At 29.9% G+C, this 15,426-nt stretch carries 13 protein-coding genes and 2 pseudogenes; 4 read left to right on the plus strand and 11 right to left on the minus strand.

Going from position 1 to position 15,426, the window contains the following annotated elements; all coding sequences use genetic code 11:
- Positions 1–223 precede the first annotated feature (223 nt).
- The 4 genes from B2W91_RS03255 to B2W91_RS03270 form a co-directional block, all read right to left on the minus strand.
- A complete protein-coding gene (locus B2W91_RS03255) occupies positions 224–712 on the minus strand; it encodes a cysteine hydrolase family protein (protein WP_291578846.1) in 489 nt (162 codons plus the stop codon).
- A 162-nt stretch (positions 713–874) separates the two neighbouring features.
- Positions 875–2,059, minus strand: coding sequence for a macrolide family glycosyltransferase (locus B2W91_RS03260; protein WP_291578847.1), 1,185 nt, complete (start codon positions 2,057–2,059; stop codon positions 875–877).
- Between the two features lie 41 nt (positions 2,060–2,100).
- Entirely contained in the window at positions 2,101–2,541 is a 441-nt protein-coding gene (locus tag B2W91_RS03265) for a helix-turn-helix domain-containing protein (protein ID WP_414633097.1), read from the minus strand.
- A gap of 266 nt (positions 2,542–2,807) precedes the next feature.
- Entirely contained in the window at positions 2,808–4,130 is a 1,323-nt protein-coding gene (locus B2W91_RS03270; protein ID WP_291578849.1) for an FAD-dependent oxidoreductase, read from the minus strand.
- 96 nt (positions 4,131–4,226) lie between these two features.
- On the opposite strand from B2W91_RS03270, the pseudogene B2W91_RS03275 reads away from it, so the two are divergent.
- A pseudogene (locus B2W91_RS03275) lies at positions 4,227–4,481 on the plus strand (alpha/beta hydrolase-fold protein); the annotation flags it as partial.
- A 165-nt stretch (positions 4,482–4,646) separates the two neighbouring features.
- Here the strand turns inward: B2W91_RS03275 and B2W91_RS03280 are convergent.
- A complete protein-coding gene (locus B2W91_RS03280; RefSeq protein ID WP_291578850.1) occupies positions 4,647–5,219 on the minus strand; it encodes a hypothetical protein in 573 nt (190 codons plus the stop codon).
- A gap of 264 nt (positions 5,220–5,483) precedes the next feature.
- Here B2W91_RS03280 and B2W91_RS03285 point away from each other — a divergent pair.
- Positions 5,484–5,597, plus strand: a pseudogene (locus B2W91_RS03285) (esterase family protein); the annotation flags it as partial.
- Between the two features lie 250 nt (positions 5,598–5,847).
- Here the strand turns inward: B2W91_RS03285 and B2W91_RS03290 are convergent.
- The 6 genes from B2W91_RS03290 to B2W91_RS03315 all read right to left on the minus strand — a co-directional run bounded on the left by B2W91_RS03290 (position 5,848) and on the right by B2W91_RS03315 (position 12,405).
- Positions 5,848–6,264: a hypothetical protein gene (locus tag B2W91_RS03290; RefSeq protein ID WP_291578851.1), complete on the minus strand. Its 417-nt coding sequence runs from the start codon at positions 6,262–6,264 to the stop codon at positions 5,848–5,850.
- Between the two features lie 211 nt (positions 6,265–6,475).
- Positions 6,476–7,624, minus strand: coding sequence for a hypothetical protein (locus B2W91_RS03295; RefSeq protein WP_291578852.1), 1,149 nt, complete (start codon positions 7,622–7,624; stop codon positions 6,476–6,478).
- 79 nt (positions 7,625–7,703) lie between these two features.
- Positions 7,704–8,291: a TetR/AcrR family transcriptional regulator gene (locus tag B2W91_RS03300; RefSeq protein ID WP_291578853.1), complete on the minus strand. Its 588-nt coding sequence runs from the start codon at positions 8,289–8,291 to the stop codon at positions 7,704–7,706.
- Between the two features lie 566 nt (positions 8,292–8,857).
- Positions 8,858–10,813, minus strand: coding sequence for a S9 family peptidase (locus tag B2W91_RS03305; protein WP_291578854.1), 1,956 nt, complete (start codon positions 10,811–10,813; stop codon positions 8,858–8,860).
- A gap of 220 nt (positions 10,814–11,033) precedes the next feature.
- Complete coding sequence (locus tag B2W91_RS03310) at positions 11,034–11,588, minus strand: GNAT family N-acetyltransferase (RefSeq protein WP_414633098.1); 555 nt, start codon at positions 11,586–11,588, stop codon at positions 11,034–11,036.
- A 241-nt stretch (positions 11,589–11,829) separates the two neighbouring features.
- Positions 11,830–12,405: a GNAT family N-acetyltransferase gene (locus tag B2W91_RS03315; RefSeq protein WP_291578856.1), complete on the minus strand. Its 576-nt coding sequence runs from the start codon at positions 12,403–12,405 to the stop codon at positions 11,830–11,832.
- Positions 12,406–12,822: 417 nt separating this feature from the next.
- Here B2W91_RS03315 and B2W91_RS03320 point away from each other — a divergent pair, with 417 nt between their 5' ends.
- Together B2W91_RS03320 and B2W91_RS03325 are read left to right on the plus strand one after the other, a co-directional pair.
- Positions 12,823–14,244 carry a DUF4317 domain-containing protein gene (locus B2W91_RS03320; protein WP_291578857.1) on the plus strand — a complete coding sequence of 474 codons (1,422 nt, stop codon included), beginning with the start codon at positions 12,823–12,825 and terminating at the stop codon, positions 14,242–14,244.
- A 199-nt stretch (positions 14,245–14,443) separates the two neighbouring features.
- Positions 14,444–14,962, plus strand: coding sequence for a VanZ family protein (locus B2W91_RS03325; protein ID WP_291578858.1), 519 nt, complete (start codon positions 14,444–14,446; stop codon positions 14,960–14,962).
- Positions 14,963–15,426 lie beyond the last annotated feature (464 nt).

Genomic DNA, 15,426 nt, shown 5'->3' on the forward strand with positions numbered 1-15,426 from the left:
GTGCACCCCAGATATTAGACATATGATTATATCACATGTCTAATATCTGGGGTGCACTTCAGGAAAGAATAGTGCTTTAGGCATCTTAAATTCATATCATAAATTTTATTCAATAGCACAAAACAAAATAAGCACATTGTGAAAGCGATTAACACCAAATTAATGCTTTGGTTTATCTGCTTTTGTTCTAATGACTACTTAGTGTTGACTCACTAAGCTTTTCTTACTTTAACAAATATTCTAATGCCTCGAGGCTAACTACTGGTCTTAAGAACTGTATTCTTTTCACTTCTTCATATTCAACGCCTGCAATACCATTTTGAAGTAATGATGTTCCATATCCCATTTCTTTTGCTCCGTTATAAGAAAATAATACACAATACTCTGCTGCAAATCCACCTATGATAACAAATTCAACCCCAAGTTCTTGAAGCTTATCATGAAGCTCTGTCTTAAAAAATGCATTATTATACTCTTTATGTATAACAATATCATTTTCACTAGTAATGATAGAATCAACAAATTCAAACTTCTCAGAACCAGGACCTTCTCCCACTTCTATATCCAATACTCTAACAACAGGTAACCCTTTTTCCCTAAACATACGTGCTGTCTCATTTATATACTCTACTGCATCATCAAATTCTCTTTGACATTTACAAAAGTCGTAACATCCCTTTTGCATATCAATTATTAGAAAAGCTGCTTTCATTCTTATACACCCCTTTTTATACCTTACCTATGAAAGTATATTTTCAATTTATATTAATATTAAACAAATATATACCATTTAATTATAATATATTTCATATTAATAATCCCAACTTTCTGAAAAATAAAGGGACTTTCTAGAAGCTCTCTTGACTAGATACAGTTAAATTTTTGATTTACTATCATCTATGGGTTTTAATATAAAATCAGCTACTTTCTTTGCACCTCCCGCATTTTTGAAGCTTTTTGCTAATTTATTTGCATTTTTCTCATAGTCATTATTATCCACAATCTGTAATACTGCATCTTTTATACATTTTGGGTTATTACCTTTTAAAAAGATTCCAGCTCCTAAATCAGAAACTCGCTTTGCTACCATTCCTTGCTCTTCTTGCTGTGGATACAATACCATAGGAACACCATAATACAGACTTTCATTAACACTATTCATACCACAATGAGTAATAAATACATCTGTATTTTGAAGCACTACAATTTGCTGAACACTATTTTTCACCTGAAAATTATCTGGTATATTCCCTAATTCTTCAATTACAGTACCTTTCCCAACTGACATAACTACATCAACATCACAAGTTTCAAATGCTCTTATACAGTTTTTATAAAACTTTATATTTTTATTATTTACCGTACCTAGTGAAATATATATTTTTTTACGTTTTCTTTCCTTATATTCAGCCTCCACATTGGATACTGAAGGACCTACAAATGAATATTTATCTGAAAAAGTTTCTACCATTGGTTGAAACTCCTTTGAAGTATATACAATTGTATTTGTATCATTATCATTTTGAATTATAGAAACAAAATTCTTAACATTATATCCACTTTTTCTTAGAAGCTCTATTTTCTTATTAATACGACTCATGCCTAAAATCATCCGTATAATTTCATTAAAGCTTTTCTTCATCATTTTTGCTGTATACTGATTAAATGCAAAAGTTGTTGTAGAGCATATATAGGTAATATTCAATTTTTCTGCAAATAGCTTACCCCAAAAACATAAAGAGTCTGATACAATACAGTCTGGACTGAAAGTTTTGAGCTCTCTACAAACTTTCTCATCTAAAGCTATAGTAGTATCAGCTATCATCTCAATTAAAGCAGCAAAATCTTTCCCAATCTTTTTCTCATCACCAGGCTGTAATTCTGGAAGATACTTATCGCAACTAATAAACTTTGCACCTGCCCCTTCAATTTTTTCTTTAAATTCATCAAAAGAATAGTACCATACTTCATGGCCTCTACATGCTAATTCACGGACTACTTCAATTGTAGGATTAGTATGCCTATGTGCAGGAATACAAAAAAATACTATTTTACTCATATTAGAATCATCCTCTTTCTAATCTCTCTACTTAAAAATTATTATTCCTTTGTTGCTACTCCAATTTTTCCTACGAAATTTATAAGGTCACGTTGATGTACAATGGCAATTCCCCTATCTTCATCTCCTAATATTAATAAATTATCACCAGACTTAATATTAAATAACTCTCTTGCTTTTTTAGGAATAACAATCTGACCACGTTCTCCAACTATAACTGACCCAAAGAAATGTTTCCCTTTAGGTGGCACCACAACACCTGACTCTCCTTCTGAATGATTAACTAAATCATCTATAGTAACGTTATACAATTTTGCAAGTGCAATGCAACTATTTATATCTGGAGTTGATTCTCCATTTTCCCATTTAGCTACAGCTTGCCTGGAAACATTAATCTTCTCAGCCACCTCTTCCTGTGTATATTGATTGATTTTCCTTAATCTTTTCAAATTTATACAAATCATATTTATCATACCTTTCATATTTATTATATTTTTCTTACCTTTTAATGTCTATCAACCAACATTAACATCCATGTATATGTTTATATTCAAGTATAGAATCTAATCGAGAAGATATCTTAGTAAATCACCAATCAAATAGGAGCTGAATAAAATAATTATTCAGCTCCTATTCGATTCGGGTTAAATGATTGGATGAATCATAAAAAAGTTATTATACTATCATTTATTTCTTCATATACAGCTACATGGACATATAGATTATTTCCATGTGTTCCCCACACTGCTTATAGATTTATTCCTTGAGGATAGTAAAATAAGTTATGTGGATCATATTTTTCTTTTACAGTTTTTAACCAAGGTACATTATTACCAAAATAATTATATAAATAATCAGGTATATTAATATCACAATAGTTAAGATACCCAAAGCCTGCATATGGAAGTAAGGAATTTCTTAAACTATTTACCCACCTAATTGTATCATTAGCATACATACTATATTTAAGAATCCATTCGGCCTCAATTTGTATTAATACTTTAGCATGCCTATGAGGAAAAGCGCTAGGTAAACCTTCATTTTCTGCAATCTTTCCTCCCAATAAGAGGAATTCAATGTCTATAGGTGGCTGTATAGATGGTGAATTATCTAAATAGTCAAACATTATTTGGCAAGGTTCTTTTCCTAATGAATTATATGCAAGTAATCCTGTATTCTTAAATCCTTTTGGTGTAGGCACAAAACCTGGACGCCCCTGTACAGATTCCTTAAAACTAATATGCTTTGTTGTATAATTTGTTTTATTAGCAACTTTTAATAACTCGCTTAAAGCTTGTTCCATTTCTTTTTCTGTGCTTCTTACTCCTACTCCATATAGTTCAATAGCATCTTTAGTCATAGAAACCTTAATTGTATACCTATTATCTAAATATTCCCCTACCTTTTGAAATGCTTGAATTACTTCATATCTACTCTTTCTAGGCCATCTGGCAGTCATTACTGTTACTTTATCAACGGGATATACTTTAAAAGTAAGCGACACTACTACTCCAAAATTATTGCTACCTGCTCCCCTTAATGCAGCAAATAAATCTTGATTTTGATATGAATTAGAAGTTATTATCCTACCAAAAGCATCTACTATTTGCGCTTCTACTAAACTATCGCATACTAGCCCATATTCCCTTTGTAAAAAGCTAACTCCTCCTCCTAATGTAATTCCTGTAACTCCAATAGATTGACAACCTCCTCCAACAAATGCAAATCCATATTGAGTTACCTTAGGATGAAGTTGTTCTTGCCTATATCCTGGCCCTATTCTTATATAACCTTTGCTCGTATCTATTTTAAAATCAAGCAAATTAGAAACATCTATCACAACAGCATCATTTGCCACAGAAAATGCTTCATAGTTATGACCACCATTTCTACAACGTATATTTAATCCTTGATTTCTTGCCCAATTTACTGCATTAACTACATCTGCTATATTATTAGGATATACAATTACCTTCGGGTAGTAACTAAAATATAAATTTGCAGTTCTGCGAACAATATTATAGCTTTTATCTTCTTTAGTTATAACAGTTCCTGTTAACCCCTCTATCATATTAATTTCCTCCAACCTTATTAGCCATATAATGTTACAATATATGGTAATAACTTAGGAACTGTTCTTAGCATATTTACTCTCCACTACATTATTGATTCTGGACATAATAATAGAGTCATAAATTTAGGAATGTATGAAGATTATTTTATAAAAGAGATAGTACCTTTAACAGATAAAACTTTTAATACTATAAAAGATAGAAAAGGAAGATATATAGAAGGGGTATCTGCTGGTGGTTATGTAGCTCTTCACAATATATTTCGACATCAGCATATGTTTTCCAAAATAAGAGGAGATATGCCTGCTTTAGAACTGAGACTTGAAGATGAAAACAAGCCGTATGGGAAAAGACATTCTGAAATTCATTCTAGAATATCTCTTAACCATACAGCTTAATTATTTACATTTTCTATAATTTTTGTGTTTTAGGCAGTTTATTTGCCATTCAAAATTTAAAATAAAATATTTTTTAATATTTTACTTAACTTCGATTAGCTTGTCCTACTTTTATGCCTAGTGACTTAAATATCTAAACTCTATACTAGTTAAAAGTAATGCACCAGCATAGTCATTATTAACTGCAATACGAGCAACGCTCAACAATGCAAAATCTTCAGCTTTAATAATATCGTCTAAGTTGAACTCTAAAACATAATGATTATATTGAAAATTTCCTGGTGAGTTTTGAATTGGAATATTGCCACTATTATTAACCATTATATTAGCTGCATTTACTACACCATTAGCTCTAGTGAATAATGATGAAAGTCTAATTGCAAACATATTTCCAGTTGGTGTATTTGAATTATCAGTTAATAAATGAACAAATACTTTAGCTTTTTGACATTTATTAAGAGCATCTCTTGGCACACTAAAAGTTAATGAATATTCATCTGTATCACCTTGAGGTAAAAGCCATCCTAATATTCTAATACTAGAATTAGCGCTTCCAAGTGGTACAGTATCAGGTATACTCTCAGTGCCATCATTCATGGTTCCTCCATTGAATATTAATGACTCAAATTCTTGTTCTCGTTCTCGTTCTCGTTCTTGTTCTTCTTTATTTAAACAACAGTAATTTGTCATATTGAGTTACCTCCTTATTCTTCTAAAGTTCCTTCCTTTATAATATATTATACATTTAACATTTATGTTACTAAGCCATTAGATTTTTAATATTTTTTCTAGATAGCACAGTGTAAATAAACTCCAATCTTTACTATTAATAATCGTAAGCGTAAAAATACAAAAGGTAGACCCAAAAATTACTCTGACCAGCAAATAGTTGCATATATGCTATATGGTGTTTCTCCAACTGAGTTTGTATGTTAAAAGTTTAAATTTGGATTTGTTTATTTACATAAAAAAAGTATAAATTCTCAAAATCATATATTTACTGGTCATCACAATGTTGAATATATAAAATCAAATATTGAAAAATATCTAAAATTTTATGGATTTTAGCATATTCCGAACAGAACTAATTCAAGACTATTAAAATAACATAGGAAAATCAATTCAAATTTTCTTATGTTTCATTGGTGGAGCTGTAGCTTGATTGTATTCACCTTATATTTTTATAATCAAAATAAAAAAATCCGCAATCTTAAAAATTGTGGATTTTTTCTATGGTGGAGATGAAGAGTTACCTTTAAAGTCCGCTACTAATATCTACAACTTTTTGGTATCATCCACCTAATGATTCTTTTATCAACTAACTATTAAGATTTTCATTTATTGATAAAATGTCGAGCATATTACTGCAGAACATCCCACCAAAACAACGATAAACAAATAATAATATTATCATAATTGCCCCGCTAACAGTCTGTAAAATTGCTAATAAAATAGCATTCTTTAAGCCAGCTTTCTTGCTTACTAATGTAAGCGTAGCAATCATTAATAAAAAAATTGCTACTACAATCATTGCAAGGCCATAATGCTGTTCTTGAATTACTACTGAAAGAAAAAACGCTAAAAATATATTTACTATTCCAAAAAAAATTGTTAAGAATTTAGGTAAACCTCTTACTCCATTATACCCAGTTTCATTATAAATCTTTTGCGCTAATCTTTTTAGCGGAAACATTGCAATAACTCCTACTGCAAAGACTAAAATAATTAAAATCATTTTATCACTCCTAAATAAATTGTTAACGTTTTATATTTTACTGCTAATTTACAATAATATCAAGCTATGGTTTTTCTTATATAATTAAACAGTTAAAGGTGTTTTCAATTATAATAGGAAGTATACTATATAAGTTTTTTACAATATAATTTTTATGCATTTTCATGTTGGAACTTTTCAATATTTTGCTGTTAGCATTTATAACTTTAAGCTATTTTATACGGCTCCACTTTGATTTTACTTGTAGTACATCATCTACAATTTTTATATCACAGTTCCATAAGTAAGTTTTGACCCACAGTTTACCAGGCATTGGTTGCCAACTCTTTTGCGGGCTAATTTGAAGTTTAATTGAATCATTATTTTTCTTTACTAAATAAATTCCGCCCATAATTCCTTTAACCTCATCAACAGATAATGAAAAATGTCCTAGTATTTCTGTATTATCCCTTAATGAGATAATATCTGGTATAGGTGGGGAAAAAGTTAATTTCATTTCGCTATTACTATCAATTCTTTTTACCCACTTTATTTCAGGATGTATATTGTTTATGTTAATTGAATAAATACAATCATCTATTTTTATTTCATCTATATCTGTATTAATTTCTATTGGTTCCATGATACCTGTATAATCATTATTCAATTCTTTAATGTTATTAAAATAAGAATACCTAGCCAAATAGACCCTTTTAAAATTACACAATGGAAAAAGTTTAATAGGCTTTAGAGCTTTTCCATCTATCTTTACAAATATATCGGTGTGTTTTTGCTCCACCATATTAAATTTTTTTAAATATATAATAGGAAATTTATCTGGGCTCTCACTCATACTACCTACAGGTGCTATAAGACCAAAGCTATCTAGTTTATTCTTATTCTCTTTTATTTTAAACTCTATAATTCTATTTTCCTTATCTCTTAGAGATAGATATGCATCTATCCCCTTTTCAGTTACATCAAACTGTACCTTCATGGAATCAACTTCATATAAAGTTACTTTATTCAGCAATGATTTATATCTATCTCCATGGATTTTTAGTCCCTTTGTATAGTAAATATCTGATTCACTATCATGTCTTCCAATAAGCACAATGTAATAAATGAAATTTTCTTGTTTAACTTCCTGTAATTCTATAGCTTTATAAGTAGTATCTCCCTGAAAATCAATTAAGCAAAGCTTCTCAATCATCACTTGCTCATCTTTAAATTTAATTATTGGATAAATATATTTCTTCTTTCCTATCTCATAAATTGAGGGACTATTCGCTTTATCACCTAAGTACTTTTCTTCATTAATCGGATTGTTTTCAGGAACCATAAAGATTGGACAAATTTTTGAAATTAACCTTCCTATCACTTATATGCATCTCCTTTAAACTTTTGAAATATATTAGGATCATTTTTATTATTTAATTTTTAAAATCTAATATTTTGTATTACTGAACTAGTAGTTTATATAGATATTTTAGATTTGATAAAATTATTGCTTTGGTTTCCTCCCTTGTGTTTATAAAACTTCGATTATTAATCCATTTACACAATTCCCCATGCAAATAACTATGCAGTATATTTCCAATGGAATTTGCTCTTTCATTTGAAATGTTTTTATTACTCATTTTTATAAAATCTGAAAATCCCTCCCCTGGTTTATTTAATATTTTATTAACTTCAGAAGAAGGGTTTCCACCTATAGACTCAAGCCATATAAATCTATACCATCCCGGATGTTCCATAGAAAAATCAATTAAATTGGATAAAATTAAGAAAAACTTTTCTTCATCATCCTTTTCATTACTCAAACCATTACTTGAATAATCCATCATTATAAGAAGTACCTGACCAAGTGCTTCCCAAAATATTTCATCCAGACTACTAAAATAGTTATATAAATTTGTATGCGCACACCCAACTTTTTTAGCAATATCTCTTAAAGTTACATCCTTTGTTCCTTCAGTTTTATCAATTAAGTTTAATGTAGTTTCTAAAATAATTTCCTTACTTACACGTTTTTTATCATTCCTCAATTTAGCCGCCCCTTTCATTACCATTGGTAATTACCATCGGTAATATTGTACCAACATTTTCATATCTTGTAAATAAAATCAACCATAATCTTCTTTATACGTTTTTTAAAGCTTCTCTTAAAAGTAGTACACTTCTTATTAAACCTGCTTTATTGTTTATACTAATATATTGCTAAAAAAATAATGGACTATCTCAAAATAAAAATCACTTTTTATTTTAAGATAGTCCCCTTATATATCTTTATTAATTTTATAAATATCAGGGACGGTTCATCAAAATATTTAAGTTTTATTGTACTGTTTAGAAAAATTCTAAGCAACTATTTATATGTAATTTAAAATACAATAAAATATAATGAACCGTCCCTTAATTTCAACTGTATTATAATTAACTTTATCATTTGATTAATTACAATAATCCCCTAAAATTCAAACTAAGGGAACTTCCAAAATTGAAGTTCCCTTAAAAATATAATTAATATTTAGATTATATTTCACTCTTAATCTTACAAACAAATCCGCATATAATGCATACCCAACTATTTATTTTTCCCAGAGAATAAAGCCTAAACATGTTTTACAAACCAATCAAGATTTTGTTCCATTATTGCTTTATTAAGTCCGGGTTTATCAGGACCGTGCCCCATTCCCTTAAATACCACAAGTTCACTTTCCACTTCTAAATCTTGTAGCCCTCTATAAAGTTCATATGCATTTGGAACAGGCACCCTCTTATCATTATCACCATGTTGTATAAGGGTTGGTGTGCAAGCATTTTTTATATAGGTCATAGGAGAAGTTTTTGCATATATTTCTGGATCATTCCATGGTGTAGATCCTAGATATGATCTAGTAAACGTTGTTATGTCCGTATTTACATAGTAGGTAGTCCAGTTACTTATGCCTGCTCCTACAGAGATTGCTTTGAATCGATTGCTAAAGGTTGCGCAGAAGGCTGAGATGTATCCCCCTTGACTCCAACCCATTACTCCAACTCTTTCACTGTCTATTATGCCTTTTTCTATTAGATTATCTACTCCTGAAATAACATCCTCGTAATCTCCTACCCCAAGCATTCTAAAATTAGATGTTAAGAACTTATTCCCATAGCCTGAGCTTCCCCTATAATTAGGCTCAAGAACAACAAAGCCCCTTTCCACAAACTGCTCAATTGGGTAGAGTTTATTCATATTATGGATAGGGAATGACGCCCATGTTGGTCCACCATGTATAACTACCAAAAGTGGATACTTTTTATTAGGATCATAATCATGAGGCTTGGATAAAACTCCTTCTATCTCAAGACCCTCCTTGGTACTCCAGGTTATAATTTCTTTTTTACTCAATAGTTTATTCTCGTATACCCTGCTTTCATTGGTTACTTGTACTGAGTTTATATAAACCTCAGCTGCCTTATTTTTTTCTATTTTAATATAGGCTATATTTTCACCATCAGAGGTACTATCTGCATCGACTATAAAACATTCATCCTTTCTATAGATTGAAGAGATTTCGCCCTTTTCAGAAACCACTCCAATTCGATAGTTTGCTCGATCCTGCCATGTTACAAGGATTCCTTTACTTGTCCATTTAATAGGTGTAACACTTCTATCAAATTCAGATAACCTCATTATGGTTTCTTCTTTTTCAAGATCATATATCTCTAAAATATAATCTTCCCAGACTTTCCACTTGTAACATTCCGATCCTCTTGGAGTTTTAGCAAATACAATCTTATTTCCATCTGGAGAGAATGCAATATTCGAACTAAAAATTCCAGTAATATTGAGCTTTCTAAACTTTTTAGTAGAAATATCCAAGAGATATACATTTGCTTCTTGATCTATTATATCCCCTGTTGGAGTACATATAAGTGCAGCTTTTTTTCCATCCGGTGATAGTTGAAAACCACGTATGCTAAAATCCTTTGGATTTGTTATGTCCACTTTAACATCCTTTGGTTCCTCCTTTTCACCTTTTTTCTTATTACTTTGTTCCTTAAATGATTCAATTGCTTCTTTTATGTCTACATAGCATAAATAATCATTCTTATATTCTTTATCAACATATTTAAATTCTCCATAAGTCTCTTTACGTTTTTTTAACTCCTCTGAGTCATCTTCCGTAGTGGTATAGTATATTCCCTTGCCATCAGGCGACCATATAAAGCTGTTTACACCTTCCTTGGAATTTGTGATCTGAATTCCATTGAACTCGTCAAAGGTTTTCAAAATAACTTGCTTTCGAAGCTTTTCTTTTTCACCTATCTCTACAATATACGCTAAATATCTCTTATCTGGAGCCCATGCTGGGCTGCTACTTTCAGATTTACCTATTGTGATTGGATAATGCTTTTGCCCATCTATTTCATAAATCCACACATGATTTCTGTATGCATTTTCAGCTAAATCAGAAGTCCTTTTAACATATGAAAGAACCTTTCCTTCTTTACCAATGCTTATTGATTCAAGCCATGGCATTTGTGCTAGCTGCTCAATTGAAGTATAGCTTGTCTTATTCATAAATTCTCATCCTCTCATTATCGTAAGATTTGTGTTACAATAAACGATATTTGGAAAATTTGGCACTTACTTTAATTGTATCGTATATTTCAGATTTTTAGAACTATTCAAATTATTTTATAATTTTTTTTGCAAGCTTTTAATTTACTCATCAACTTTAAAAAATCCTAATGTTGTAATGTTCTCACTATCAATGTATCTATTCATGCTATTACTTAATTCAGTCATATTCACATAAATATTTCTTTAGCGACTGCTCCATATTCCTTTTCATTAACAGCATATCTGCTAAAAATATATCTACTGGCATTCTACCGCCCATTTGATATTCTTGTCTGGTGACCTGTGCACCAAATTTACGATAAAACTGATTTGATGGTGCATAGTGATTATTATATACTACTATCTTTTCCATACCCTTAGTCATATAAAAATCTAACGTGTAAATAATCATCATAAGCGAAATTCCTCTGTTTCTTTGGCCAGGATATACCCAAAGACCGTTCAACTCTATACCTTTCTCAGGTATATCGAAACTTTCAGCAAAACTGCTAAAGGCAACACCAAGCATCTTGTCATCTTCAAATGCTCCAATTGACAAACGAATATCATTGTTTTCTTTAGCTGCATTCATCCAATCTACCCAAAAATCCAATTCTTTTGAAAGTGAAAGAGTGTTTTCAGCCTTACCGGCTAATTCTTCTGTCCAGCACAAAATCTTCAATTCCATTGCTTGTTTCATATCTGTTTCCGTTAATTGCCTAATTTTAATCATACCCCCATCTTCTAATTGAATGATATTTATTTCATCTTGTAAATATCAGGGACGGTTCATCAAAATATTTAAGTTTTATTGTACTGTTTAGAAAAATTTTAAACAACTATTTATATGTAATTTAAAATACAATAAAATATAATGAACCGTCCCTAATATTATTAAAGGGAAGCTTGAGCTTCCCTGAGTTCTTATAACAATATTGCTTGGCATCACGTTCATATACTTATAGTATATAAATTTAAAACTGTCTTTCTTTATAATTTTTATGGTATTCTCGCTCTAAAATACTAAAATAAAATTGATCCACCCACTTACCTCCACATTTATACTCTTCTCTAAATACGCCCTGTTTTGACATTCCTGCTTTTTGCATTACAAATGCTGACTTGAGATTGTCAGAGTGGCACATACCTATAACTTTATGGGCATTTAGCTCATTAAATGCAAAGGATATTAAAAGATTTGCACTTTCTAAACAATATCCATTACCTTGAAACTCTGGTAAGATAACATATCCAATTTCCCAGCTTTTACGTGTAGAACTACATTGCCATATATAAGCTGCTCCCATCTGTGCACTATCTGAACTTCGCTTAATAATGAAGTCAAAAACATCACTTTCCTCAATTCTTTTAGTAAACCTTTCTCGAATGAGTTCCTTGTTAGTTTCAACATATTCTTCATAGCACCATAACTCTGAATTACTTTCTTCATCACATATAAAATCCATATGTTCCTTTGTTACAGGAACAAGTTCAATAGTTTTACCTTTTAACATATGATGAATTTGTTTTTTTATATATTCATTCCCCATCTTTCTCCCCACTTTCATATTATATAAGCAATCTTTTCTTCACAATTTATTACTCATAGTTATTTAACAGTATTATACAATATAGAAATTAATGTCAACACTAGCCTTAAGCATAATTCTCTATCGCGTCAGTAGCAAAATATCGTCATGTACAATTAAAGTTAGTTAGATATTAATAATTAAAGATTCAGCATTTTGTTAATCCATATAAAAATTTTTAAGTTCATCTTTCTAAATTGTTCTCTTATAAATATTAAAGCTACAATATTTGATTAAAGTATAAAGGAAAATATGAAGTAATAATATGTAAAGTTTAACTAATAAAATCTTTAATTAATATAAAAAAAATACTATACTTAATAATAATATGTTAATTAATGACTACAAATAGAAAAGGCTAAATTAGGGGGTTTATATATGAACAAAAAAGATATACTTGAGTTAAAAAGGCGTTTAAAGAAAGATCATTGTACCTTCACTAAAATGTCTGGTTGCTATGTTAATGATGAAAAAAATATTATTTTAAACTTTAGAGAAACTTTTTTAAATTTGGAAGATGATGAGTACTTTAAGTACTTAGAAATTGCTAAAAAAGTCTTATCTGGAACTATTGGTAATAATATTTTGGAACTTAACTTTCCACTTAATGAAAATCTTGAAAATGAAAAACAACTTTCTCTTATTAGGCTTAAAAAAAGCCAATTAAAGGATGATGCTTTGCTTCAAGATTTTTATAAATCCATTATAGATAGTTATGATTATACTGGTAATTTTTTAATACTGGTTTTTCATGATGCTTATGATGTTATTACTAAGACTACTGATAATACTAAAATAGATGAATCTGAAGAAGTATATGAGTATATTTTATGTGCAATATGTCCTGTTTCACTTTCTGATCCTGGGCTTCGATACTTTGAAGAAGAAAAGAAAATAACAACACGTATTAGAGATTGGGTAGTGAATACTCCAACCATTGGCTTTGTATTCCCTGCTTTTATTGATCGTAGTTCAGATGTTAACTCTGTTATGTACTACACTAAAAATCCAAAAGACCCACATCCTGAATTGATGGAAGAAGCTTTAGGTTGTTTTTCAAAGCAAACTGCCAATATACAAAAAGAAACCTTTAATACAATTATTAAAGATTATATTGATGCTGATGAAAAAAAAGCTGAGAAAACTTTTATGGAAATACAAGAAAATCTAAATACTATGATAGATGAATACAATTCAATGTATGATGATACAGATGCTGAACCTATAACTTTAACACAAAAAGATATACAAAATCTTTTAATAGAAAGCGGAGTTTCTGAAGAAGCTACTACTAAAATTGAGAAATCTTATGTAGAAAACTTTGGTGAAGATCTGCCTTTAGCAGAGAATTTAATTGACTCAAAAATACTTAAGGCAAATGCTCAAAGAAAAAAGGAAGAACAGCTTAAAAAGCAAGTAGAAGTACTTCAACTTAAACTTGAAGAAGTAAAGAAAGAGACATCTATGGATAAAGAAGCTGAGATTTCTAAAAAGAATGATGATGATAATATGACTTTAGATGGCGCTTTAGAAGATGATTTGACAAATGATTTAGATGATTCCTTAGATGATGTTTCTAAAAATGATTTAAATGATGCCTTAGAAGATAGTTTAGAAGAATCTCCGGCTATAAATTCAGAGGATAATAGCCTTACTCATGACTATGATGTTATACTTCAAGTAAAACCTGAAAAAATACCTCAAATAAAATCTCAAATAATTGACGGTCAAAAATGCATAGTTATTCCCATTGATGAGAATGAACAAACTACAGTTAATGGCTTAGATGATTTGATTTAGATGATATAAATTGATAAAGAAATGTAGCAAATCTTAAAAATAAGGTTTGCTATTTTTCTTTACTCTTTCTCATTTACTAAAATTATAGCTATATAATATCTTAACTTTTCTGTATAAGTTAATTCTAACTTCTAAACTAATTTACTTGCCACCTCGTGATATAATAAATAAAGCATTCAAACACAAAGGAGACGTTCGCATGAAAAAAGCAGGTAAAATTCTTTTATACCTTTACTTCATCGTTTTGATTTGGATATTGCTTTTTAAATTTTCAGTTTCACCCAATGCTATACTTAATCGAGCATTTTCTGGTGAGCAATTACGACATATTAACTTGATACCATTTGGAGCATCAGGTGGCATCAAAGAAGTTGTTTACAATATTATTATTTTTGTTCCCTTAGGTATTTTGATAGAAATAGTGAACAAAAAAAGTTCAATGGTTCGAAATGCCATCTATATTTTATTGTTTAGTCTTTTTATTGAAGTAAGTCAATCCATTTTAGCGGTCGGAGCTACAGATATAACTGATCTCTTGACTAACACTCTTGGTGGAATATTTGGCATACTGATTTATACAAGTTTAAGAAAGGTATTCAATTCAGAAAAATTAGATACGGTACTGATAGTGATCGGTATAGTACTTTTTATTTTGACTATGCTATTCGTTTTATTTTTAGTATTTATTATGGGAGTTCGCATTAAATTTCTAGGTTAGACGAGACTCAGTTGCTACCTTTAAAGACAGAACGAAAATTAAAACTCAGTAATGAATCGTTATTGAGTGTTCGGCTTTCTGTGTCTACAATATTATACTAACACCACTAACCTCATTTACTTGTGATACGTATCACTATAATTGATCCTAAAATAAGTGCCACTCGATGAGTGTATTTTGAAAAATGGTGTATATACTTTACATGATTTATATTACATGAAAAAGCCTGCAAGCATGGTGCTACAACCAGCCTGCAGGCTTTCTTTTGTTATTTTCCACCCATATCAGCATGTATCTTACTATATGGCTCCATAATGAAAATTTAACTTATGCATGATTTTAATCTCCACAACAAAAATTCTCATTTATAGATTAAAAATTAAGAATTAAGAATGAATAATTATGGTTAAAACTCCACAGCCAAAGCCTTTGAAGTTTTCTGAAAATAAATTTTATTTTAAGAA

Origin of the sequence: Clostridium sp. UBA6640, assembly GCF_002455975.1 — a bacterium.
Classification (GTDB): Bacteria; Bacillota; Clostridia; order Clostridiales; family Clostridiaceae; genus Clostridium_J.